Below are 23,100 nucleotides of genomic sequence, written 5' to 3' on the forward strand. Positions count from 1 at the left end.
AGCGTCCAGCCCCGGGACGCCGACGGTACGGGGCGGAGCGCCAATCGGCGTGGCCGAATCGTTGCGACCGACCGGGAGGCGCTTCCCTATGATCGAACCATGCGCTCTCCGTTCGCTCGATTCCTCACCGCTGTGGCGGCGACATTGGTTCTCGCCGGATGCACGGCAACCGAGCCCGGACAGGCAGCCTCGAGCACCCCTGCCACGTCGACACCGTCGGCGTCGGTCGAGCCGACCGCTGAGTCGACGCCCACGGACGATGCCGTCGAGCCTGCGGAACCGGAGATGGCTTTCGCGGGCGACTGTTCACAGGTGCTGACGGACGAGGACCTGAACGTGATCGCGCCCGCGACCTGGACGCTGACCGATGCGAACGGCCCGACCCCCGCGTCTGCGCTCGCGGGAGCGCTCAGCTGCCGCTGGGATGGCGCGGGAGCCGGGGTCGTCTCGGTGGATATCCTCCCGCTGTCCCTGGTGTCAGACGAGGCGCTCGCGACCCCGGACATCGTCACCTGCCCCGACGGCGAAGGACCAGATCTGTGCATGGCGGAACTTGCCGTCGGCGACTCCTGGCTCATTGCGGGAGCCGGCACCGAAGACGCACTCTCGGCCGTTGTCGGGCGGGTCGGCGCGCGCCTCATCGGGCAGCACCCCGTGGCCGCTCCGCTGCCGACAGGCTCCTGGGCAGTGCCTGACTGCTCCGTGATCGTGGACGCCGTCCGCGCGGCCGGCATGACCGACGCTGAGCCGGGGGTGCAGAACGACTCCCAGCCGTACGGTCCGCTGTGGGACGCGCTCGCGGCGGATGGACGCGCCGGCTGGTGCGGTGCTCATCAGCCGCAGGAAGGCGGGATCTCTGTCACCCTGTATCCGGGTGGTGCCGATCGTGGGCACGAACCCAGCGGCGAGCAGTTCGACGTGGATGGTGCGGATCGAGGCTGGATCACGCGCGAGGATGCCGGGCTGAGCACGGGTGTGCTGGACGCGGGCGTCAACCGCCTGACATTCGCCACCTCGGGCTCCCTGGAGTCGCAGGACGAGGTCCTCGCCGGGATCCTGTCGGTACTCACCGAACGTACTGATCTCTGAGCGCCGCCGCGTGATCAGCTCACTCGACGGTGCGTCGTGAGAGAGTTGCCCACGTGAATGAGACGCTCGTGACCTTTCCCTCCGGCGCGATCGAGGGCGACGCCGTCGTGATGGCCGTGCGTGCGCATCCGGACGGCGCCGTGGTCGTGCTGGACACCACACCGTTCCACCCGGTTGATCACACCTGGCCGGATCAGCCCGGAGACACCGGCACGATCATCGCAGGAGACACGCAACTGCGCGTTCTCCACACGGTCATGGCCGCGACCGAGAACGGCACAGACCTGCTGATCGGCGCAGATATCCCCGTCAAGCGTGGAACCGACGGCTGGACCTGGCTGGTGGCGCACATCGTCGAGGGGCAGGCCTCGGTCGCCGAGGGCGACGCCGTTCGAGCCCATGTCGACGCCGAGCGCCGTGCCGACCTCAGCCGAGGACACACGGCCTGCCACCTCGCCTCCCTCGCCCTGGACGCCGCGCTCGCGGACCTCTGGCGCAAGGAGGTTCGTCCCGATCCGCTCGGACACCCCGATTTCGAGGGCCGCGCCAATGAGACCAGCTTCATCCACCCGAACGGCAGCGTCGATCGCTATCGCCTGGGCAAGAGCCTGCGCAAGGCGGGGTTCGATACAGAGACGTTCGCAGCCTCCCTCGCCGAGCGTGAAGAGCGGGCGAATGCGCTGCTGGCCGCTTGGGTGGCCGCGGGATCCGCAAGCCGCATCGAGACGGCCGGGCCGGCCATCACAGACATGCGCACCTGGCACTGCAGCCTGCCGCAGGGGGACGCCTCCTTTCCGTGTGGCGGTACCCATGTCGTCTCCCTCGCCGACTTCCGCCGCATCACGGTGGATTTCACGATGCCGGATGAGCAGACCCTGGTCATGACGACGACCGCGATTCCCATCTGAATCGGGACGCGGATCCTGTCGTCCGTTCGGGAGGATGACGGATCTGATCACGACCGGCGTGGGTGTCTCACCGCCACGCGCACCCGTTCAGGCGCCGTTCGTCGGGGCATGGGAGGGTGGAGGCATGACCGAAGCCACCGTGACCCCCGGACCCGATGAGACCCTCCGCGCCGAGATGGATCGCATGCTGCACGACGCCGGCATCACGGCGAACCGCGAGCTCATCCGCCGCATCATCGGCACGGCCATTGAACTCGGCCGGGACGGCACCGAGCGGCTGGACCTGAAGATCACGGCGTCTGCTGTGGCGGAGATGCGCCGCGCATTCCGGATCTTCGCACCGTACGCCGGGGTTCCGAAGGTCACCATCTTCGGATCCGCGCGCACCCGGTCCGATGACCCGCTCTACGAGCAGGCGCACGACATCGCCGAGCGTCTGGCCGAGCGCGGTTGGATGGTCGTGACGGGCGCGGGCCCCGGCATCATGCAGGCGGCGGCGGAGGGTGCCGGCCCGGACCGCGCGATCGGCGTCTCGATCCGGCTGCCGTTCGAGGAGCGCCCCAACGCGATCTTCGCCGACCGCGACAACGTGGTGGCCATGAAGTACTTCTTCACCCGCAAGCTCATGCTGATGAAGGAATCCAGCGGATTCGTGTGCGTGCCCGGCGGCTTCGGCACGATGGATGAGATGTTCGAGCTGCTCACACTGCAGCAGACCGGTAAGGCGGAGCCGATGCCGATCGTCCTGCTCGATGAGCCGGGCGGTCAGTTCTGGTCGGGTCTGCGTCATTTCGTCGAGGAGCAGATGATCCCGGCCGGTGTGGTGTCGGGTGACGATCTGGAGCGGGTGCTCATCACGGACTCGGTCGAGGCGGCCGAAGCCGAGATCACGGGCTTCTGGCGCAACTACGACTCACTGCGCTGGATCGACGAACTGCTCGTGCTGCGAGTGCGCAATGCGCCCACGCCCGACGAGCTGGAGTCCCTCAACGAGCGGTTCGGGCATCTGCTGGTGTCGGGGCGGATCGAGAGCATGTCGGCCATGCCGGTGGAGATCGCCGATGGGGACGTGCCCGATCTGCCGCGCCTCACGATGATCCTCAACCCGTTCAAGGTGGGTCACCTGTTCCACCTGATCCGGGCCATCAATGATCTGGATTCCGCTCCTGACCGGGTGCCGGCGGGAACGAAGAACCCGTCCGAATAGGGCGGTCAGCGGCCTCGCATCATTGAGCGCGCGGATCCGACGGAGGACAAACCCGAGCTTCTCACGAGCGCGCGTCTTCCCCGGGCAGATCAGCTCGTCGGTCCAGATGCCACCGGATCGCATCGAGCAGGTATCCTGGAGAGGATGCCCGTTCGCGGGTCAAGAGCTGAATATAGGGAGGCCCACCGTGGAGATCGATCTCGGACTGCTGCGCAACATCGAGCGAGAGAAGGAGATTCCCTTCGACGAACTCGTTCGCATCATCGAGCAGGCGGTGCTCACGGCCTACGCCAAGCACACGTCGCCGGAGGGTTCGCTGCCCGTGGGCGCACGTGCATCGCTGGATCGCAAGACCGGTCACGTCGCCGTGTACATCCCGGTGCTCGATGACGAGGACGCGGTCATCGGCGAAGAGGAGCACATGCCCGAGGACTTCGGGCGCATCGCGGCCTTCGCCGCCAAGCAGGTCATCAGTCAGCGTCTGCGCGACATCGCGGACGACGCGGTTCTCGGGGAGTTCCGTGGCAAGGAGGGCGACATCGTCGCCGGTGTCATCCAGCAGGGTCCGAACCCGCGGATGATCCACGTGGACCTCGGCTCGGTGGAGGCCATCCTTCCGCCGGAGGAGCAGGTACCGGGCGAGGAGTACACGCACGGTTCGCGCATCCGCGTGTACGTCACCACAGTGGCCAAGGGGAACAAGGGTCCGCAGATCACCGTCTCGCGCACCCACCCGGGCCTGGTCCGCAAGCTGTTCGCTCTGGAGGTTCCGGAGATCGCGAACGGTCTGGTGACCATCGAGTCGCTCGCCCGTGAGGCGGGGCACCGCACCAAGATCGCCGTGATCGCGAACGACCCGCAGGTGAACGCCAAGGGCGCCTGCATCGGCGAGATGGGGCGCCGTGTGCGCGCTGTCACCGAGGAGCTGTCGGGGGAGAAGATCGACATCGTCGACTACAGCCCCGACCTCCCCACGTTCGTCGCGAACGCGCTCTCGCCGGCGAAGGTGACCTCCAGCTTCGTGCTGGATGCCACCACCAAGGCCGTGCGCGCCCTCGTGCCCGACTACCAGCTGTCGCTCGCGATCGGCAAGGAGGGCCAGAACGCCCGCCTCGCCGCAAAACTCACGGGGGCGAAGATCGACATCCAGCCGGACTCGATCCTCGACGACAAGTGATCTGACGCGGCGGCGGACCCATCGGCGAAACGCCGAAGCGGTCCGCTGCCGCGCGATCTCACGCTGGTGCGGCATTCCGCTCCAGCACCGCGATGCCGCGCCGAGACAGCCGTGTCGGTCGAGGGCGATGAGAGCGAGCACGCACCCGGGAGGTGTAACATGGAAGCCGTACGGACGTGCGTCGGATGTCGCAACCGTGCATCTCGTTCCGCTCTTCTGCGGGTAGTGGCCTCCGAAACCTCCCTCGTCATCGACGAGCGAGCTTCGATGCCCGGGCGAGGTGCGTGGGTGCACGACGATGCGCAGTGTCTGGAGAAGGCACTGCAGCGGCGAGCATTCGTACGAGCACTCCGTGTGTCGGGGCCACTTGACACGCAGACCATCGAGAAACGGCTGAACGGCTATGGAAACAAAGTGAACGGCTCGAAATGAGACCCGTCCGCTGATACGGTCTGCCCTGCCTGGGTGGACCCAGACAGGAGAAATGTGGCTGCCAAACCACGCGTACACGAGATCGCATCTGAACTCGGTGTCGACAGCAAGGTCGCCCTTGCGAAACTGAAGGAACTCGGCGAGTTCGTCAAGAGCCCGTCGTCCACGATCGAGCCCCCGGTCGCACGCAAGCTGCGTGCCGCCCTCGAGGCTGAGCGTGCTGCCGGCGGTGCATCCGCCGCTGCGCCCGCCCCGGCGGCTCCGGCGAAGCCGGCCGCCACCCCCGGTCCCAAGCCGGGCCCGAAGCCCGGTCCCAAGCCGAGCGTTCCGGCAGCCGAGAAGGCTCCCGCGCCGCAGGCTGCACCCGCGCCTGCCGCCCCCGCCGCTGAGAAGCCGGCCGGCGACAAGCCCGCAGGTGGCGCACCGAAGCCCGGTGCTCCCACTCCCGGACCGCGCCCCGGTGGCCCGCGTCCCGGGAACAACCCCTTTGCGTCCTCGCAGGGCATGGGCCAGCGTCCCGCCGGTCCGCGTCCCGGCAACAACCCGTTCGCCTCTGCGCAGGGCATGGGCCAGCGCCCGACCCCGGGCAACATCCCGCGTCCGCAGGCACCCCGTCCGGGCTCGCCCCGTCCGGGTGCTCCGCGTCCGCAGCGTCCCGGTGGCGGTGGCCGTCCCGGTGGCGCTCCGTTCCAGCAGCGTCCGGGTGGACCCGGTCGTCCCGGCGGTGCCGGTGCTGGTGCCGGTGGCGGCTTCCAGCGTCCCGCCGGTGGCGGCGGCTTCGCCGGTCGTCCCGGCCCCGGTGGCCGTGGTCGTGGCGGCACAGCCGGTGCGTTCGGTAAGGGTGGCGGCAAGTCCAAGCAGCGCAAGTCGCGTCGGGCCAAGCGCCAGGAATTCGAGATGCGCGATGCCCCGATGGTGGGCGGCGTCAACGTCTCGCGCGGTAACGGCGAGACCATTCGCCTGCGTCGCGGTTCGTCCATTGCGGACTTCGCCGACAAGATCGAGGCCATCACCGGCTACACGGTGCAGCCCGGAACGCTGGTGACGATCCTCTTCAACCTCGGCGAGATGGCCACGGCCACCGAGTCGCTGGATGAGTCGACCTTCGAGGTCCTCGGTGCTGAGCTGGGTTACAAGATCCAGATGGTCTCGCCCGAGGATGAGGACAAGGAGCTCCTCGAGGGCTTCGGTCTGGACCTCGACGCCGAGCTGGCTGATGAGGACGACGACGACCTGGAGATCCGCCCGCCGGTGGTGACCGTCATGGGTCACGTCGACCACGGTAAGACGCGACTGCTCGACGCGATCCGTCAGACCAACGTCGTCGCGGGTGAGGCCGGTGGCATCACCCAGCACATCGGTGCCTACCAGATCTGGACCGAGCACGAGGGCATCGAGCGCGCCATCACCTTCATCGACACCCCGGGTCACGAGGCGTTCACCGCCATGCGTGCCCGTGGTGCGCAGGTGACGGACATCGCGATCCTCGTTGTCGCCGCCGACGACGGCATCATGCCGCAGACGGTTGAGGCCCTGAACCACGCCCAGGCGGCAAACGTGCCGATCGTGGTCGCGGTGAACAAGGTCGACAAGCCCGAGGCCAACCCGGCCAAGGTGCGCCAGCAGCTGACCGAGTACGGCCTGGTGGCCGAGGAGTACGGCGGCGACGTGATGTTCGTCGACGTGTCCGCTCGCCAGAACATGGGCATCCAGGACCTCCTGGACGCCGTGCTGCTGACGGCCGACGCCGGCCTCGACCTCCGCGCCAACCCGAACAAGGCCGCTCGCGGTGTCGCCATCGAGGCGAAGCTCGACAAGGGCCGCGGTTCGGTCGCCACCGTCCTCATCCAGTCTGGAACGCTGCGCGTCGGTGACGCGATCGTCGCCGGCACCGCCTACGGACGTGTCCGTGCGATGCTCGACGAGAACGGCGAAGCCGTCGACGAGGCGTACCCGTCGCGTCCGGTCCAGGTGCAGGGTCTGAACTCGGTGCCCCGCGCTGGCGACACTTTCATCGTCACCGATGAGGACCGCACGGCGCGTCAGATCGCCGAGAAGCGCGAGGCCGCCGAGCGCAACGCTCAGCTGGCCAAGGCGCGCAAGCGCATCTCGCTCGAGGACTTCACCCGGGCTCTCGAAGAGGGCAAGGTCGAATCGCTCAACCTCATCATCAAGGGTGACGTCTCCGGTGCCGTCGAGGCACTCGAGGAGTCGTTGCTCAAGATCGAGGTCGACGACTCCGTGCAGCTGCGCATCCTCCACCGCGGCGTCGGTGCCATCACCGCCTCCGACGTGGACCTCGCGACGATCGACAACGCGATCATCGTGGGCTTCAACGTCCGCCCCGACCAGAAGGCACGCGAGCGTGCTCAGCGCGAGGGTGTGGACATCCGGTTCTACTCGGTCATCTACTCGGCGATCGAGGACATCGAGAACTCCCTCAAGGGAATGCTCAAGCCGGAGTTCGAAGAGGTCCAGTCGGGTGTCGCCGAGATCCGCGAGGTGTTCCGCTCCTCGAAGTTCGGCAACATCGCCGGTGTCATCGTGCGCTCGGGAACCATCACCCGCAACGCCAAGGCCCGCGTCATCCGCGACGGTGTGGTCATCGCCGATGGCCTGGCCATCGAGTCGCTGCGCCGGTTCAAGGACGACGTCACCGAGGTGCGTACGGACTACGAAGCCGGTATCGGCCTCGGCAAGTACAACGACATCCAGATCGGCGACGAGATCGAGACCACGGAGATGGTCGAGAAGCCTCGTTCCTGATCGACAGGCTCCCGAGGGAGCCGTGTCATCGCGGCACCGCCCGCCTCACATCGTGGGGCGGGCGGTGCCCGTTACGGCCGAGCCCCGATACGGAGCTCGGTCTGCATCCCTCACTACGATAGAAATTGTGCGCTTGTCGCACCCCCGAGCAAGGAGGCAATCATGGCCGGAGAACGACAGGGTCGACTGTCCGACCGCATCCGCGTGATCATAGCGGAGCGACTCGACAAGGGATTGCGCGACCCCCGCCTCGGTTTCGTGACGATCACTGACGTCCGAATGACCGGCGACTTGCAGAACGCATCGGTCTTCTACACGGTGTACGGCACCGACCAGGAGCGCGAGGACAGCGCCGCCGCGCTGAAGGCGGCCACCGGAATGCTGCGCTCCGAGGTGGGCAAGCGACTGGGTGTGCGCCTGGTGCCCACGCTGGAGTTCATTCCCGACGCCCTTCCGGAGACCGCAGATCACATCTCGGCGCTCCTGCGCGAGGCGCACCAGCGTGACGCCGAGGTGGCTCAGACCGCCTCGGGCGCGACGTACGCCGGCGAGGCTGACCCCTACGTCAAGCCGCGTGAGGACGACGACGCGGACTGAATGTCCGGGGCTTCCTGTCGGAGGCCTGACGTACGGTGAGGGAGTCGGGTGACCACACCCGCACGCACGAAAGGGGAGATGATGCGGTTGAAGAGCATCGCACGGACCCGGACCGCCGCTGCGTTGGCGGCGCTGATGATCGGGGGAGCTCTGGCACTCTCGGGATGCGCGACCTCATCGGAGGGCACCAGCGGAGCGAGCACTCCCGCCGTGGAGCCGACCGCATCCGCGTCGTCTCCGACGCAGACGACTCCGCCCGCAACCACGGAACCCACGGCGGAGCCCACGACGACCCCGTCCGAGTCCGCACCTGCCGACGATCCCGCGGGCTGGGTGGTCAGTGGTGCGGGCGTCGGTCCGCTTGTGCTCGGTGAGGACTTCGCGACGCTCGCCGGTGCCGTGGGCTCCGGCTGGACGATCGGCTGTGGCGCGCAAGCGCCGTCGCCGGACGCGCCGGTGATCAGCTATGCCGGCGCCGACGGGCTCTCCATCTTCGCGGCCGCGGGCTACGCCGTATCGGGCGAGGCGAACACGACGCTGAGCCAGGTGGCGATCACCGGATCTGCGGGCACCAGCCCGAAGACGGCCGAAGGAATCGGTATCGGCTCCACCCTCGCGGAGGCTCAGGCAGCTTATCCGGAGGCGCAGAACGCGATGGTGGCCAACTACTCGATGGCGCTGCGCGTGCCGGCGGCCGGAGGAACGATGTACTTCGGCGCCAGTGATGGTGAGACGATCAGCGGCATCGAAGTCACCGTGCTGGAGCGACCGATGGCGGAGTTCTGCGGCTGAGCCGCGTCGACGCACAGCGGAGCTGATCAGCGGGGGAGGCGGGCGCCCTCTCCGTCGATCTCGATGAGCCCATCGGCCACGAGAGAGTCGATCGCCCGATCCCGCTGCACGGGATCGGGCCAGTCCGCAATCAGCGCGACGACCGGAACGTCGTGGTCGGCGTGGCGGAGGATGCGAAGCACGGCGCCGCGGGCCTGTCGATCACTGCCCTCGTACCTCGCCTGCTTAGGTCGCTGGTCGCCCGTGTCGGGATAGCCGGCCGCGCGCCACGCGCAGAGCTCGCGCAGCGGACACTCCTCGCAGCGCGGGGTGCGGGCGGTGCATACGAGTGCGCCGAGTTCCATAGCCGCGGCATTGACGACCGCCGCAGCGTGATCGTCATCGGGAAGCAGCGCCGACATGTCGGCGAGATCCCGTTTGGCCGCAGGACCCGGCTGCGAGCGACCGTGGACGGCGCGCGCGATCACCCGCCGCGTGTTCGTGTCGACCACCGGTTCGCGCCGGCCGTACGCGAACACCGCCACAGCGCGCGCCGTGTAATCGCCGATGCCGGTGAGCGCCAGCAGTGCGTCGACGTCGTTCGGGACGATCCCGTCGTGCCGCTCCGTGATCTCCACGGCTGCACGGTGCAGCCACAGCGCGCGGCGCGGGTAGCCGAGGTTCGCCCATTGCTTGACCGCTTCGGCGGGCGGTGCCTCCGCGAGCGCCGCCGGGGAAGGCCAGCGCTCCAGCCAGGCCTCCAGCAGGGGGATCACTCGGGTCACCGGAGTCTGCTGCAGCATGAACTCGCTCACCAGGATTCCCCACGCGCCGAAGCCAGCACGACGCCACGGCAGATCGCGCGCGGTTCGCTGGAACCACGGCACCAGTGCATCGGCGATCTCGGACACGAGTCACCAGCCTATCCGCCCGACACACGTAGGCTGGAAGCATGCGGCTCCCGATCACCCCCGTCACCACGCTGCAGCGAGAGCTGCGCGGACAACTGCGGCACAACAGCCCGGCCGGACGCGTGGTCGTGCTCGTTGACGGACTGGACCCGGAGGCCACGCGAGAGTTCGCCGACTCGTTCGCCGAGATCATCGGTGAGGACGACTCCGCAGTGCTGCGTGCATCGCTCACGGATTTCGTGCGTCCGCGCTCCGAACGCGGTGCCGAGCCGGCGCCGGCCCCCGTCGACGTGGATACCCTGCGGCGCGTACTGCTGGACCCTTTCCGTGAGGGCGGACAGGCGTCCGCCACCGCGGGCGTCCAGCTGCGGGTGTGGGATGAGCGACGAGATCAGCCGGTCGAGGCGCGCTGGGTCACCGCACCCGAAGACGCCGTCCTGGTGCTCGACGGCGTGTTCGCCCAGCAGGAGGGCATTCGCGGCACCGCCGCCTTCGCCGTCTGGCTGGAGTCGCCCGAGAGCCGCCTGGCCGAGCGCCCCGGCCGATCGACCGACGCGCCCTACACCGACGCCGAGTTCCGCTACCTCCGCGATGTGCGTCCCCGTCGAGCGGCATCCGCGCTCATCGACATCTCGCGATCGGACCGTCCGGTCGAGTTCTTCCAGGACTCCTGCTGATGGCGCGCGCGACGGGACCCCGCCCCGCGGCGGGGCTGCTGCTGGTGGACAAACCCCAGGGGATCACGAGTCACGATGTCGTCGCTCGCGTCCGTCGAGGATTCGGCACGCGCAAGGTCGGTCATGCCGGAACGCTCGATCCGATGGCGACCGGACTGCTGCTCGTCGGGATCGAGGGAGCCACCCGGCTGCTCACGTTCCTCGTCGGGCTGGACAAGACGTACACGGCCACCATTCGCCTCGGCGTCAGTACGGACTCCGACGATGCTGACGGCACGGTCACCGCATCGGTGTCGGCGGACGCGGTCACCGATGCCGCCATCGCTGAGGGGATCTCAGCGCTGACGGGTGACATCCTGCAGGTTCCGAGCACCGTCTCGGCAATCAAGGTGGACGGCAAGCGCGCGTACGACCTGGCACGGGCGGGGGAGACCGTGGAGTTGAAGTCCCGCCCCGTCACCGTCTCACGCTTCGACGTGCTGGAAACGCGGCGGGGCGATGAGGTGATCGACCTCGACGTGGTGGTCGACTGCACCAGCGGCACCTACATTCGCGCGCTCGCCCGTGACCTGGGCGCAGCGCTGGGCGTTGGGGGCCACCTGACCACACTGCGGCGGACGGCCGTCGGACCCTTTGACGTCGCCGAGGCCGCAGCGCTGACCGACGATATCGGCTCCGCCGCCGTACTGCCGCCCGCCCGGGTCGCGACGGATGTGCTCGGTGCGCTGACGGTCAGCGCCGAGGAGGCCGTGGACCTTCGCCACGGCAAGAAGCTCGTCGGCGCGGCCGAACGTGTCGCATCCTTCCCCGTGGCGGCGATCGCGCCGGATGGCTCGCTCATCGGCGTGCTGGAGCGACGCGGCTCGGATCTGAAGAGCGCGATGAACATGCCGGAGGAGCAGTGATGACGGGGCATGATCACACCGGTGACGAGGGGCACGCGCGCGTGAGCCTCGGTTTCGCGGTGTTAGTCGGTGTTTGTGGCGTTGTCCGTGATGGGTCGGGGGTTGGCGCGTGATCCTTGGTTTCGCGGTGTCTGCCGGTTGTTGTGGCGTTGTCCGTGATGGGTCGGAGGTTGGCGCGTGATCCTTGGTTTCACGATCGCAGTGATTGCGGTGGCGGTCGCCGCCGCCCTGCTGTGCGTGGTGCTGGGCCTGATCGGACGCGTGCCCGGGGACTGGAGTGTCGGTGCGCTGGCGGTCCTGGAGCTGCTGCTGATCGCACAGATCGTCATCTCCATCGTCGCTCCGTTCGCCGGCAACCCTCCCTCGGGGAGCCTGCTGGAGTTCTGGACGTACCTGATCTCCGCGGCGCTGATTCCCGTCGGTGTCGTGGTGTGGGCCTTCGTCGACAGATCCCGATGGGCGACCGTGGTGATGGGTGTCGGTGCTCTCGCCGTGGCGATTATGGTGTGGCGCATGGAGGTCATCTGGACGGTTCAGGTCGCGTGATCGCCGGGCCACTTCCGCGCCACGGGTAGAATCGTCCGAGTGATGACTCAGGCTCAGACCGGGAAGACGACCCGGGAATCCGAGACCCCACGACGCGCAAAGAACCCGCGTCGGATGAGCGGTATCGGTCAGGTGCTGGTCGCGGTGTACGCGGTGCTCGCGCTCGGCGCCACCGCTCGGTCGTTCGTTCAGATCGTTGAGAAGTTCGGTGACGCCCCGCTGGCCTACTCGCTGTCGGCTGCCTCTGCCGCGGTCTACATCGTGGCGACTCTCGCACTGATCTTCTCCCGCCGCCCGGGCTGGTACACCGTCGCGTGGATCGCGATCTGTTTCGAGCTGGTCGGCGTGCTGGTGATCGGAACGCTCAGTCTCACCCTGCCTGAGCTGTTCGCGCATCCGACCGTCTGGAGCGTGTTCGGCATGGGGTATGTTTTCGTTCCGCTCGTGCTTCCGTTCATCGGCCTCTGGTACCTCATCACTCACAAGCCGGCGGCGCAGCCGGAGGTTCGCTCGTGATCGTCTTCTCCGATCCCGCAGACATTCCTGACGGGTTCGGGCCGTCGGTCGTCGCGATCGGCAAGTTCGACGGCGTGCACACCGGTCATCGACAGGTGCTGGAGCGTGCGCGGGCCGATGCCGAGCGGTTGGGAGCAAAGGTGGTCGCGGTCACATTCGACCGCAACCCGTTGGCCACGATCCGTCCGGAGCTCTGCCCCAACGAGCTGGTGAGTCTGGGGCAGAAGATCGACCTGCTGGCCGGGACCGGACTCGACGCCGCCGTCGTGCTGCGCTTCGACGAGGAGATGGCCCACGTGTCGGCGGAGGACTTCGTCCGCGACATCCTGGTGCGCGACCTCGGCGCGGTCGTGGTGCTCCTCGGACGGGACTTCCGATTCGGTTACCGTGGCGCCGGCGACCCGCAACTGCTCGAGCGCATGGGCGCGGAGCTGGGATTCACCACGGACGTGGTTGACGACGTCCTGGTGGCCGGCGAGGAGCGACGGGTGTCGTCGAGCTGGATCCGTGAGCTGCTGTCGCAGGGCGATGTCCGGCGTGCGGCGCAGCTGCTGGGACGGCCGCACCGTGTCGAAGGCGAAGTCGTGCACGGTCTCAAGCGCGGGCGGGAGCTCGGGTTTCCCACGGCGAACCTCTCACCGCAGTCGCAGGGCGATGTTCCCGCCGACGGCGTATACGCGGGGTGGCTGGTGACGCCGGACGGCGTTCATCACAAGGCGGCCATATCGGTGGGCGTGAATCCCACCTTCGACGACGTCGAGTTTCGTCAGGTCGAGGCGTACGTCCTGGACGAGACCGGGCTGGACCTGTACGGACAGCACGTGGTGGTCGAGTTCGTTGATCGCATTCGCGGCATGGTCGCGTTCCAGGGCATCCCCGCTCTCATCGAGCAGATGACCGACGACGTCACGCGCACCCGCGCCCTTCTCTCCTGACGTGAGAACTGCGCATGAGCGCAGGGTGAAGTGCTCATATGAGCACGAGGCGGCTCAGATGTTGTCAGGTGCGGTGAGCGGCGGTACCGTCGAGGGGTGGATGACGAACTGCTCGCGGTCCGCGTCGCGGAACTCTATTACGAGGAGAACAAGACGCAGGACGAGATCGGCGCGCTCCTCGGGATCTCCCGATGGAAGGCGGGCCGGCTGCTCACGCAGGCGCGCGAGCGCGGCATCGTGCGTATCGAGATCGTCCACCCGCGCGCTCGTCGCCTCGCGCTCGAACGCGAGCTGTGCGCTCGCTTCGGTCTGAACGACGCGATCGTCGTCCCCGTTCCGGACGAGAACGGCTCTGTCACCTCCGTGGTGACCCAGGCGGCGGCCGACTTCCTCACGGCGCTGCGTCCCGTCCCGAAGACCCTCGGCGTGAGCTGGGGACACACCCTCACCGAGGTGGCGGACAAACTGCCCGATGGCTGGGCCACCGGCGTCACCGTCGTGCAGATCAACGGTGGAGTGAGCCTGAATCGTCGCGCCTCCACGGCGGCGACCCTCGCCTCGACGATCGCCAACCGCGGCCGAGGACAGGTCGTGCTGCTGCCATCCCCGGCCGTGCTCGAGCGTCGCGAGACGAAGGACGCCATCGCGTCCGACCGCACCGTCGCGGCCGTGCTCGATCTCGCGCAGCGCGCCGACGCCTACCTCTACAGCGCCGGGCTCGGCGACAAGAACTCCGCCCTCGTGGACTCCGGATACCTGCGCGCGAGCGACCTGGAGGAGCTGGCCATGAAGGGCGCCGTGGGCGACGTCCTTGGCCGTTACGTCGACGCCAACGGCAACATCGTGGACCCCGAACTGGACGGCCGCACCGTCGGCGTCGAACTGAGCACCCTCCGTGCCGCCAAGACCGCGATCTTCGTGGTGGCGGGCGAGGACAAGCACGACATCGCCCGCGCGGTGGTCGTGAACGGACTGTGTTCCATCCTGATCACCGACGAGGGCACCGCCCGAGACCTGCTGGAGGACGAATGACCGCTGTGGCGGACACCGCAGAGCGCGCCGTACGAGCGCGCGAGATGATCGGCGGTGAGCCCGACGACCGCACCCTCGCCCGCTTCCTGCACGGCTTGCCCGGTGTGGACGCCGTCGGTCTCGAGCAGCGCGCCGCCGACCTCGGCACGCGCTCGATCAAGACCACGTCGAAGAAGTGGGCCCTGGATCGGGTGATCGAGCTCATCGACCTCACCACGCTCGAGGGTGCGGACACCCCGGGCAAGGTGCGCTCGCTCGTCGCGAAGGCCGTGCACCCCGACGCGTCCGACCCGAGCTGCCCGCGCGTCGCCGCCGTCTGCGTCTACGGCGACATGGTCCCGTACGCCGTCGACGCCCTCGGAGCGCTGCACGGCGACCCCGACGACGGACTCATCTCGGTCGCCGCCGTGGCCACGGCCTTCCCGTCCGGACGCTCCTCCCTTGCGATCAAGCTGGCCGACACCCGCGAGGCCGTTGCGGCGGGCGCGGACGAGATCGACATGGTCATCGACCGCGGGGCGTTCCTGTCGGGTCGCTACTCGGTGGTGTTCGAGCAGATCGTCCAGGTGAAGGAGGCCTGCCGACGTCCGGATGGAAGCTCTGCCTCACTCAAGGTGATCCTGGAGACGGGCGAGCTCAACACCTACGACAACATCAAGCGCGCCTCGTGGCTCGCGATTCTCGCGGGCGGCGACTTCATCAAGACGTCGACCGGCAAGGTGACCCCGGCGGCGACGCTTCCCGTGACCCTGCTGATGCTGGAGGTCGTCCGCGACTGGCACCGGCTCACCGGCGAGAAGATCGGCGTGAAGCCCGCGGGCGGTATTCGCACTTCCAAGGACGCGATCAAGTACGTCGTGACGGTCGCCGAGACCGTCGGCGAGGAGTGGCTCCAGCCGCACCTGTTCCGCTTCGGGGCATCGAGCCTGCTGAACGACGTGCTGCTGCAGCGCCAGAAGATGACCACCGGACACTACTCCGGCCCCGACTACGTGACCATCGACTGACGATGAGTTCCCCCGACTATGTCGCATCCCGCGCGGATGCGAGCCCGGATCTGAAGGACGAAGCACGATGAGCTTTCTCGAGTACGCTGACGCGCCGGAATCCCGCGCGATCCTGAACCTGAAGGACGAGTACGGCCTCTTCATCGACGGCGAGTTCGTCGGCGGCAACGGTGCCTCGTTCCGCACCATCAACCCGGCGGACGAGACGACGATCGCGATGATCTCGACCGCTGACGAGAGCGACGTCGACCGCGCTGTCGTCGCTGCCCGCCGCGCATACGACCGCGTGTGGTCGAAGATGAGCGGACGCGACCGCGGGAAGTACCTGTTCCGCATCGCCCGCCTCATTCAGGAGCGCGCCCGCGAACTGGCGGTGGCTGAGTCCCTCGACAACGGCAAGCCCATCAAGGAGAGTCGCGACGTCGATGTACCGCTCGTGGCCGCGTGGTTCTTCTACTACGCGGGCTGGGCGGACAAGCTCGACTACGCCGGGCTCGGCGCGAACCCGCGCGCCCTCGGCGTCGCCGGTCAGGTCATCCCCTGGAACTTCCCGCTGCTGATGCTCGCGTGGAAGGTCGCTCCGGCGCTCGCCGCAGGAAACACCGTCGTGCTCAAGCCCGCCGAGACCACGTCGCTCACGGCGCTGCTGTTCGCGGAGATCGTCCAGCAGGCGGGCCTGCCTGCCGGCGTGCTGAACATCGTCACCGGCGCGGGGGCCACCGGCTCCGCCGTGGTGAACCACCCCGACATCAACAAGGTGGCCTTCACCGGATCCACCGCTGTCGGCCGATCGATCGCGCAGTCCGTCGCCGGAACCGGCAAGAGCCTGACGCTGGAGCTCGGCGGCAAGGCGGCGAACATCGTGTTCGACGACGCCCCGATCGACCAGGCCGTGGAGGGTGTCGTCAACGGCATCTTCTTCAACCAGGGTCACGTCTGCTGCGCAGGCAGCCGTCTCCTGGTGCAGGAGTCGATCGCGGAGGACTTCGTCGATCGACTGAAGTCGCGGCTGTCGACGTTCCGCCTCGGCGACCCGCTGGACAAGAACACCGACATCGGCGCGATCAACTCGGCCGCCCAGCTGGAGCGCATCCGTGCCCTGAGCGACATCGGCGAGGCCGAGGGTGCCGAGCGCTGGAGCGCCGACTGCGACATCCCCGACAACGGGTTCTGGTTCGCACCGACGATCTTCACCAACGTGCAGGCCAGCCACCGCATCGCCCGCGAGGAGGTGTTCGGTCCGGTGCTGTCGGTGCTCACCTTCCGCACGCCCGCTGAGGCGATCGAGAAGGCGAACAACACGCCCTACGGTCTGTCGGCCGGCATCTGGAGCGACAAGGGCTCGCGGATCCTCGCGGTTGCCGACCGTCTGCGCGCCGGCGTCGTGTGGGCCAACACGTTCAACAAGTTCGATCCGTCGAGCCCGTTCGGCGGCTACAAGGAGTCCGGCTACGGACGCGAGGGCGGCCGTCACGGCCTTCTCGCCTACCTGAAGGGTGGAGCGGCGTGAGCAAGCGACTGACCGTGCCGAAGACGTACAAGCTGGCCATCGGTGGCGCGTTCCCGCGCAGCGAATCCGGTCGCACCTATGCCGTCAGCTCTCCGTCGGGGGAGTTTCTCGCCAACGCAGCGAAGGCGTCGCGAAAGGATGCCCGTGATGCGGTGAAGGCCGCGCGGGCTGCCGTGAAGGGCTGGTCGGGCGCGACCGCCTACAACCGCGGCCAGGTGCTGTACCGCATCGCCGAGGTGCTGGAGGGGCGGCGTGCCCAGTTCGTCGAGGAGATCTCGGCGCAGCAGGGTGTGTCAACGGCGGTCGCCGGGGCGCAGGTGGACGAGGCGATCGATCGCTGGGTCTGGTACGCCGGCTGGTGCGACAAGTTCTCCCAGGTCTCCGGTGCCGCCAACCCGGTAGCCGGGCCGTACTTCAACATCTCGGTTCCGGAGCCCACCGGCGTCGTGGCGATCGTCGCTCCACAGGACAACGCCCTGCTGGGCCTCGTCTCCGCGATCGCTCCGGCGCTCGTGGCCGGCAACGCCGTCGTGGTCATCGCGAGCGAGGCGTTCCCGCTGTCGTCGATCTCTTTCGCGGAGGTGCTCGCCACCAGCGATGTTCCCGCGGGCGTGGTGAATGTGCTCACCGGATCGCCGGCGGAGACGGCGCCCTGGCTCGCATCGCATGACGACGTCAATGCGCTCGACCTGGTGGGTGCCGGCGCGCTCGACTGGATCTCGCTGCAGCAGTCTGCGGCGGGCACGCTGAAGCGCGTGCTCACGCCAGAGGACGGCGCGGACGCTGCGGCGCCGTCGTTGCAGCGCATCACCGCGTTCACCGAGACGAAGACCGTCTGGCACACGAAGTCGATGATCTGACTATGTGACGACCGGCCGGCTCTCCCACACCGGGAGGCGGCCGCTGTCGTTTGTCAGAGCCGCGTGTGCTTGTCGGGATTGGCGACCTGCCGAATCGCGGCGATGCGTCCGGTCGGACCGAACGTGAGGGTCACGACATCGCGGCGGACGCGTCGGCGGAAGTCGATGGCCGGCTCGCCGTTGACGTGAAGCGTCCCGACGACGATCTCGTCGTCGGCGCGTCGCGCCTTCTCGAACACGCCGATCACGAAGCGCGCGATGGCGGCGGCTCCGAAGATCGGGTTCAGGGCCGCGCTGACCACGCCGCCACCGTCGGTCCAGAGGATGGCGTCGTCCTCCAGCATCGAGGTGACGACGGCGATGTCTCCCGACTCGACAGCGGCGATGAGCCGGTCCAGGGCCGCGGGGTCCGCGCGAGCGGATACGGGCTCATCGGGGCGGATGTCCAGCCGTCGTTCACCGCGCGAGATGAGCTGGCGGACGGCCGCGGGCGTGGTCTCGAGGATCTCCGCGATCTCCGGTGCAGACATGGCGAATGCGCGATGAAGCACGATAGCGGCACGCTGACGGGGCGGGAGCTGCTCGGCGAGGTGGAGCAATGCGATCGAGAGCATCTCGCGCGTGGCGACGACGTCGTCCGGGAGTCGGTCCGTGGCCACCGGTTCCGGCAGCCACGGACCGGGATAGCTCTCACGTCGCGCCGCGATAGACCGGACGCGATCGATGGAGCGCCGCACGCAGACCGTGGTCAACCAGGCGGGCCAGGAGCGGATCTCCGACGCACTCTGCTCGACCTGAACCGCGAGCTCCGCCACCTCGGAGACCACGTCCTCCGCTTCGGCGAAGTCGCCGAGCATGCGATACGCGATGCCGAGGAGACGTCCGCGCTCGTGCTGCCACGCCGTCGCGGCGGGGGAGAGGATCGTCATCCGTGCTCCTTGCAGGGGAGTGTCTGGGAACAGTCGCGCAGCCGAGTCCTCACGCCACCGGATGAGCGGCGTCCACCGGCGGCGTCATCCGAGTGGCGATCGCGATGCGGTTCCACACGTTGATGGTAGCGATCGCCAGCACCAGAGCACCGAGCTCAGCCTCGTCGAAGAACGCCGCGGCGCGATTCCAGACTGCGTCGTCGACAGCGTCCTGGCCGAGGCGGGTGATGGAATCGGTGAGCGCGAGCACGGCCTTCTCCCGTTCATGGAGCAGGCTGCCGGCGTGCTCCCACGCCGCTGCCGCGGTGAGCACGCGCTGCGGGATCCCGGCCTTCAGTCCGTCGGTCATGTGCATGTCCACGCAGAACGTGCATCCGTTAATGACGGAGGCGCGAATCTTCAGCAGCTCGAACAGACGCTTGTCCACGTTCGTGCGTGCGTAAGCCTCCATCCCGATGACGGCGGTGTAGCCGAGGCGGTTGGTCTTGTTGATGTCGATGCGAGTCATCTCTCGTCCTGCTTCTCTCAAGGTGACCCCATGACCCCCGAGACTTCCGTATGTGGGCGAGAATCGCCGCGTTGCGAGGATTGTCGCCCACAGACGGAAGTCTCGCGGGAGATGGGGGTCAGTGTTGACGGTGGTGTCAGAAGGGGTGTCGTTTGGGCGCGCTGGGGTGTGACATCGACTCGCGCGTCGCGGTGATGGCGGGGGAGCGGAGCGATGCGGTAAAATACAGGCATGGGCGCTTCCGCCCCGAGTCGCTGGCCGCTGAAGCGGATTCTGCGGTCCGGGCAGCGAGAGCATCCGTGATATCGCACCGGTGCATGCCGGCCCCCCGGGAGGAATCCCGGACGTTCGCTCAGGAGGAGCATGCCGACCACGGCAACCGCCGCATCACGGCGCAGGAAGTCCTCGTCTTCCCGCCGCGATGACGAGGCCCCGATCATCCCCATCCTCGCCCGCAAGGTGCGTGAGGTGGAGGCCAAGGCGCAGAAGGGCAAACTCGGCCCGACCAACCGCGTCAAGTTTCAGGTCATCGCTTTTCTGGTGCGCGAAGAGCGCACTCGGGTGAAGGCCGACCCGGATCTCACCGACTCCGCACGCGCCGAACTGCTCAAGCGCCTCGAGGGCGTGGCGCAGATCCTCGCGAAGACCGCGGCTCGTGACACCTCGATCATCCCGCTGCTGGAGGCGGACCAGGCCACCAGCCCGGTCGCCAAGCGCATGCGTCGTGACTGGCTGCTCGAGTCGGGTGCCGAACTCGCCCCGGACGAGCTGATCATCACAGACGTGGTGCCGGTTGCCGCCACCCCCGTGGTCTCCGCCGCCATCGCGGAGCGTCAGGTGACGCCGCCCATGGTCGAGTCGCGTCTGGAATCCAATCCCTTCCTCGCCCCCGACACCTCGGTGGTCATCCCCAAGGAGACGCCGCGTCGTCGCCTGGACGGCTGGGACCTGATGGGCCCGCTGTACAAGGCGTTCGAGACCGGTGCCGGTGGCGGTGCCGCGTCGATGGAACTGCCTCCGGTTCCCGAGTTCGATCACATCTCCCCCAAGGGGCTCGAGGTGATGCCGCACCAGATGCGCTTCATCGAGGCCGTCCGCACGGGCAAGCGCAGCTTCCTGCTCGCCGACGAACCAGGGCTGGGCAAGACCGCGCAGTCCGTGTTGGCCGCCTCGGTTGCCGGCGCCTACCCGCTGCTGGTCGTGGTGCCGAACGTCGTGAAGATGAACTGGGCGCGTGAGGTGGAGCGCTGGACACCGCAGCGTCGCGCCACGGTAATCCAGGGCGATGGCGAGAACATCGATGCCTTCGCGGACGTGTTCATCGTGAACTACGAGATCCTCGACCGTCACCTGGAGTGGCTGAGCAAGGTGGGTCTGCGCGGCTTAGTGGTCGACGAGGCGCACTTCATCAAGAACCTGAGCTCGCAGCGCTCGCAGAACGTGCTCGCCCTCGCTTCCCGCGTCCGGGAGACCACCCCGGGCGGCAAACCGCTGCTCATGGCGCTCACCGGTACGCCGCTGATCAACGATGTCGAGGACTTCGACGCAATCTGGCGCTTCCTGGGCTGGACCAACGGCGAGCGTCCGGGGCCGGTGCTGGCCGAGAAGCTGGACGCGACGGGCCTGACCCCGGCGGACAAGGCGTTCTACCCCGAGGCCCGTGACGCTGTCATCTCGATGGGCATCGTGCGGCGCAAGAAGAAGGACGTGGCCGCCGACCTTCCTGACAAGCTGATCGCCGACATGCCCGTGCAGCTGGACGACGAGTTCGGTCGCTCCATCCGTCAGGCAGAGCGCGAGCTGGGCGAGCGCATGGCAGCCAAGTACCGTCGCATCATCGAGGCGCGCGGGCGGGTCACGGACGGGATCGACGAGGACATCGTGCGTCTGGTCGCCCAGCACGAGTTCGACGACGCCAAGAACGCCGATGCCGGTGGCGACAACGTGTTCACGATGGTGCGCCGGATCGGTCAGGCGAAGGCGGGCCTCGCGGCCGACTACGCGGTGCAGCTGCAGCGCTCGGTGGGCAAGGTGGTGTTCTTCGCCAAGCACATCGACGTCATGAACCAGGCCGAGGCACTGTTCGCGGCGAACGGGCTGCAGGCGGTCTCGATCCGGGGCGATCAGACGTCCACGGCACGACAGGAGGCGATCGACGCCTTCAACAACGACCCGGCCGTCGCCATCGCCGTGTGTTCGCTCACCGCCGCCGGCGTGGGCGTCAACCTGCAGGCGGCGTCGAACGTGGTGCTGGCCGAGCTGAGCTGGACGGCCGCCGAGCAGACCCAGGCCATCGACCGCGTGCACCGCATCGGTCAGGACGAGCCGGTCACGGCATGGCGGATCATCGCAGCTCACACCCTGGACTCGAAGATCGCCGAGCTCATCGACCAGAAGCAGGGGCTCTCGCTGCGCGCGCTCGACGGCGTCTCGGTCGAGCCGGGCTCGCAGGACTCCGTGCAGCTGGCGGCCCTCATGCACCTGCTGCGCGAGGCCCTCGGCGCCTGATTCGCTGACAACGACACAGCCCCCGTACCTCGTGTGCGGGGGCTGTGTCGTTGCTGGAAGGAATTCCTGTTCTTGACGCGTTCAAAGCGCGAAAGCTGTTGCGAAGGCGAAAGTCCCTGGAATTTGTGTCAAGAACATCCATTCTCATCGCTCTGAATGGCGCTCGAGGGTCGGGGACCGCTAGATTCGATGCAGGCACCGTCGCCTCGTTCCCCTCCTCTTTCAACGCGCGAAGGCAGCATTCATGAAGATCGGTATCCTCACCAGCGGCGGCGACTGCCCCGGACTGAACGCCGTGATCCGCGGCATCGTGCTCAAGGGCACCACGACCTACGACCTCGAGTTCGTGGGCATCCGTGACGGCTGGCGTGGCGTGGTCGAGGGGGACTTCATGCCGCTCACCCGTCATGAGGTGAAGGGGCTGTCCAAGACCGGCGGAACGATCCTCGGCACCAGCCGCACAAACCCGTACGAGGGCGATCGTGGCGGTGCGGAGAACATCGCCAAGACGCTCTACGGCCACAAGATCGACGGCATCATCGCGATCGGCGGCGAGGGGACGCTGGCCGCGGCCGACCGTCTGTCCAAGGACGGCATCAAGGTGATCGGCGTGCCGAAGACCATCGACAACGACCTGCAGGCCACGGACTACTCGTTCGGGTTCGACACGGCCGTCAACATCGCCACGGACGCGATGGATCGCCTGCGCACCACCGGTGACTCGCACCAGCGTTGCATGGTGGCCGAGGTCATGGGCCGCCACGTCGGGTGGATCGCACTCCACGCCGGCATGGCTGCTGGCGCGCACGCCATCCTCATCCCGGAACACCCGATGACGCTCGATGAGATCGCGGCGCTGGTCACCTCCGCCCACGATCGTGGGCGCGCGCCGCTCGTGGTGGTGTCGGAGGGCTTCACTCTCAAGGGAATGGACGAGGCCTACAGCGACAAGGGCCTCGACGCGTTCAACCGTCCTCGTCTCGGTGGCATCGGCGACCTGCTCGCGCCCGAGATCGAGCGCATCACGGGCATTGAGACCCGCGCCACCATCCTCGGCCACATCCAGCGCGGCGGTGCGCCCAGCGCCTTTGATCGCGTGCTCGCGACGCGTCTGGGCCTGCATGCGGCCGACGCGATCGTCGACGGCGCGTGGGGGCAGATGGTGGCACTGCAGGGCACCGATATCGTGCGCGTCCCGTTCGCCGATGCGCTCGGCGAGCTGAACACCGTGCCGCAGTACCGCTACGAGGAGGCTGCGGCCCTCTTCGGCTGAGAGTCACGAAAGGCCGGATCGCAAGGCATCGCGATC

Annotated in this window: 22 protein-coding genes; 19 read left to right on the forward strand and 3 right to left on the reverse strand. The window is 68.0% G+C overall.

What is annotated here, in order from left to right:
- Positions 1–99 precede the first annotated feature (99 nt).
- The 8 genes from ABTV68_RS06345 to ABTV68_RS06380 all read left to right on the forward strand — a co-directional run bounded on the left by ABTV68_RS06345 (position 100) and on the right by ABTV68_RS06380 (position 8,968).
- On the forward strand, positions 100–1,089 hold the full coding sequence (locus ABTV68_RS06345) for a hypothetical protein (RefSeq protein WP_433676766.1): 990 nt from the start codon (positions 100–102) through the stop codon (positions 1,087–1,089).
- Between the two features lie 68 nt (positions 1,090–1,157).
- Positions 1,158–1,997: a hypothetical protein gene (locus ABTV68_RS06350; RefSeq protein WP_433676767.1), complete on the forward strand. Its 840-nt coding sequence runs from the start codon at positions 1,158–1,160 to the stop codon at positions 1,995–1,997.
- A 124-nt stretch (positions 1,998–2,121) separates the two neighbouring features.
- A complete protein-coding gene (locus ABTV68_RS06355; RefSeq protein WP_433676768.1) occupies positions 2,122–3,204 on the forward strand; it encodes a TIGR00730 family Rossman fold protein in 1,083 nt (360 codons plus the stop codon).
- 187 nt (positions 3,205–3,391) lie between these two features.
- On the forward strand, positions 3,392–4,381 hold the full coding sequence (nusA, locus tag ABTV68_RS06360; RefSeq protein WP_433676769.1) for a transcription termination factor NusA: 990 nt from the start codon (positions 3,392–3,394) through the stop codon (positions 4,379–4,381).
- A gap of 159 nt (positions 4,382–4,540) precedes the next feature.
- Positions 4,541–4,813, forward strand: coding sequence for a YlxR family protein (locus ABTV68_RS06365; RefSeq protein ID WP_433676770.1), 273 nt, complete (start codon positions 4,541–4,543; stop codon positions 4,811–4,813).
- Positions 4,814–4,867: 54 nt separating this feature from the next.
- Entirely contained in the window at positions 4,868–7,579 is a 2,712-nt protein-coding gene (gene infB, locus ABTV68_RS06370) for a translation initiation factor IF-2 (protein WP_433676771.1), read from the forward strand.
- Between the two features lie 162 nt (positions 7,580–7,741).
- Positions 7,742–8,176, forward strand: a complete 435-nt coding sequence (gene rbfA, locus ABTV68_RS06375; RefSeq protein WP_433676772.1) for a 30S ribosome-binding factor RbfA — start codon at positions 7,742–7,744, stop codon at positions 8,174–8,176.
- Between the two features lie 48 nt (positions 8,177–8,224).
- Positions 8,225–8,968 (forward strand): hypothetical protein, encoded by a 744-nt coding sequence (locus tag ABTV68_RS06380; RefSeq protein WP_433676773.1) that lies wholly within the window; start codon positions 8,225–8,227, stop codon positions 8,966–8,968.
- A 26-nt stretch (positions 8,969–8,994) separates the two neighbouring features.
- On the opposite strand, the gene ABTV68_RS06385 is transcribed toward ABTV68_RS06380, so the two are convergent.
- Positions 8,995–9,858, reverse strand: coding sequence for an A/G-specific adenine glycosylase (locus ABTV68_RS06385; protein WP_433676774.1), 864 nt, complete (start codon positions 9,856–9,858; stop codon positions 8,995–8,997).
- Positions 9,859–9,899: 41 nt separating this feature from the next.
- Here ABTV68_RS06385 and ABTV68_RS06390 point away from each other — a divergent pair, with 41 nt between their 5' ends.
- The 9 genes from ABTV68_RS06390 to ABTV68_RS06430 all read left to right on the forward strand — a co-directional run bounded on the left by ABTV68_RS06390 (position 9,900) and on the right by ABTV68_RS06430 (position 17,846).
- Positions 9,900–10,535: a uridine kinase gene (locus tag ABTV68_RS06390; protein ID WP_433676775.1), complete on the forward strand. Its 636-nt coding sequence runs from the start codon at positions 9,900–9,902 to the stop codon at positions 10,533–10,535.
- The gene (gene truB, locus ABTV68_RS06395) at positions 10,535–11,440 is read left to right on the forward strand and encodes a tRNA pseudouridine(55) synthase TruB (RefSeq protein WP_433676776.1); all 906 of its coding nucleotides are present in this window, start codon (positions 10,535–10,537) and stop codon (positions 11,438–11,440) included. Before ABTV68_RS06390 ends, truB begins: the two co-directional genes overlap by 1 nt.
- Positions 11,441–11,617: 177 nt before the next feature.
- A complete protein-coding gene (locus ABTV68_RS06400; protein ID WP_433676777.1) occupies positions 11,618–11,986 on the forward strand; it encodes a hypothetical protein in 369 nt (122 codons plus the stop codon).
- A gap of 114 nt (positions 11,987–12,100) precedes the next feature.
- On the forward strand, positions 12,101–12,502 hold the full coding sequence (locus tag ABTV68_RS06405; RefSeq protein WP_433677562.1) for a hypothetical protein: 402 nt from the start codon (positions 12,101–12,103) through the stop codon (positions 12,500–12,502).
- Positions 12,499–13,437, forward strand: a complete 939-nt coding sequence (locus ABTV68_RS06410; protein ID WP_433676778.1) for a bifunctional riboflavin kinase/FAD synthetase — start codon at positions 12,499–12,501, stop codon at positions 13,435–13,437. Before ABTV68_RS06405 ends, ABTV68_RS06410 begins: the two co-directional genes overlap by 4 nt.
- Positions 13,438–13,533: 96 nt before the next feature.
- The gene (locus ABTV68_RS06415) at positions 13,534–14,469 is read left to right on the forward strand and encodes a sugar-binding transcriptional regulator (RefSeq protein WP_433676779.1); all 936 of its coding nucleotides are present in this window, start codon (positions 13,534–13,536) and stop codon (positions 14,467–14,469) included.
- Entirely contained in the window at positions 14,466–15,476 is a 1,011-nt protein-coding gene (gene deoC / locus ABTV68_RS06420) for a deoxyribose-phosphate aldolase (protein WP_433676780.1), read from the forward strand. Before ABTV68_RS06415 ends, deoC begins: the two co-directional genes overlap by 4 nt.
- A 67-nt stretch (positions 15,477–15,543) precedes the next feature.
- Positions 15,544–16,986: an aldehyde dehydrogenase family protein gene (locus tag ABTV68_RS06425; protein WP_433676781.1), complete on the forward strand. Its 1,443-nt coding sequence runs from the start codon at positions 15,544–15,546 to the stop codon at positions 16,984–16,986.
- Positions 16,983–17,846, forward strand: a complete 864-nt coding sequence (locus ABTV68_RS06430; protein WP_433676782.1) for an aldehyde dehydrogenase family protein — start codon at positions 16,983–16,985, stop codon at positions 17,844–17,846. Before ABTV68_RS06425 ends, ABTV68_RS06430 begins: the two co-directional genes overlap by 4 nt.
- 53 nt (positions 17,847–17,899) lie before the next feature.
- Here the strand turns inward: ABTV68_RS06430 and ABTV68_RS06435 are convergent, their stop codons facing one another.
- Together ABTV68_RS06435 and ABTV68_RS06440 are read right to left on the reverse strand one after the other, a co-directional pair.
- A complete protein-coding gene (locus ABTV68_RS06435) occupies positions 17,900–18,775 on the reverse strand; it encodes a sigma-70 family RNA polymerase sigma factor (RefSeq protein ID WP_433676783.1) in 876 nt (291 codons plus the stop codon).
- Between the two features lie 49 nt (positions 18,776–18,824).
- Entirely contained in the window at positions 18,825–19,283 is a 459-nt protein-coding gene (locus ABTV68_RS06440; protein WP_433676784.1) for a carboxymuconolactone decarboxylase family protein, read from the reverse strand.
- A 363-nt stretch (positions 19,284–19,646) separates the two neighbouring features.
- Here ABTV68_RS06440 and ABTV68_RS06445 point away from each other — a divergent pair, with 363 nt between their 5' ends.
- Positions 19,647–21,791, forward strand: a complete 2,145-nt coding sequence (locus ABTV68_RS06445) for a DEAD/DEAH box helicase (protein ID WP_433676785.1) — start codon at positions 19,647–19,649, stop codon at positions 21,789–21,791.
- Positions 21,792–22,035: 244 nt separating this feature from the next.
- Positions 22,036–23,064 (forward strand): ATP-dependent 6-phosphofructokinase, encoded by a 1,029-nt coding sequence (locus tag ABTV68_RS06450; protein WP_433676787.1) that lies wholly within the window; start codon positions 22,036–22,038, stop codon positions 23,062–23,064.
- Positions 23,065–23,100: the final 36 nt, after the last annotated feature.

Source organism: Microbacterium gorillae (genome assembly GCF_050990725.1).
Lineage (GTDB): Bacteria > Actinomycetota > Actinomycetes > Actinomycetales > Microbacteriaceae > Microbacterium > Microbacterium gorillae_A.

What these genes read in the sequence shown, in the direction of transcription:
- ABTV68_RS06345 (WP_433676766.1), top strand. Translation starts at nt 100, where the DNA reads ATGCGCTCTCCGTTCGCTCGATTCCTCACCGCTGTGGCGGCGACATTG.
- ABTV68_RS06355 (WP_433676768.1), top strand. Translation starts at nt 2,122, where the DNA reads ATGACCGAAGCCACCGTGACCCCCGGACCCGATGAGACCCTCCGCGCC.
- ABTV68_RS06365 (WP_433676770.1), top strand. Translation starts at nt 4,541, where the DNA reads ATGGAAGCCGTACGGACGTGCGTCGGATGTCGCAACCGTGCATCTCGT.
- rbfA (WP_433676772.1), top strand. Translation starts at nt 7,742, where the DNA reads ATGGCCGGAGAACGACAGGGTCGACTGTCCGACCGCATCCGCGTGATC.
- ABTV68_RS06390 (WP_433676775.1), top strand. Translation starts at nt 9,900, where the DNA reads ATGCGGCTCCCGATCACCCCCGTCACCACGCTGCAGCGAGAGCTGCGC.
- truB (WP_433676776.1), top strand. Translation starts at nt 10,535, where the DNA reads ATGGCGCGCGCGACGGGACCCCGCCCCGCGGCGGGGCTGCTGCTGGTG.
- ABTV68_RS06405 (WP_433677562.1), top strand. Translation starts at nt 12,101, where the DNA reads ATGAGCGGTATCGGTCAGGTGCTGGTCGCGGTGTACGCGGTGCTCGCG.
- deoC (WP_433676780.1), top strand. Translation starts at nt 14,466, where the DNA reads ATGACCGCTGTGGCGGACACCGCAGAGCGCGCCGTACGAGCGCGCGAG.
- ABTV68_RS06425 (WP_433676781.1), top strand. Translation starts at nt 15,544, where the DNA reads ATGAGCTTTCTCGAGTACGCTGACGCGCCGGAATCCCGCGCGATCCTG.
- ABTV68_RS06435 (WP_433676783.1), bottom strand. Translation starts at nt 18,775, where the DNA reads ATGACGATCCTCTCCCCCGCCGCGACGGCGTGGCAGCACGAGCGCGGA.
- ABTV68_RS06440 (WP_433676784.1), bottom strand. Translation starts at nt 19,283, where the DNA reads ATGACTCGCATCGACATCAACAAGACCAACCGCCTCGGCTACACCGCC.
- ABTV68_RS06445 (WP_433676785.1), top strand. Translation starts at nt 19,647, where the DNA reads ATGCCGACCACGGCAACCGCCGCATCACGGCGCAGGAAGTCCTCGTCT.
- ABTV68_RS06450 (WP_433676787.1), top strand. Translation starts at nt 22,036, where the DNA reads ATGAAGATCGGTATCCTCACCAGCGGCGGCGACTGCCCCGGACTGAAC.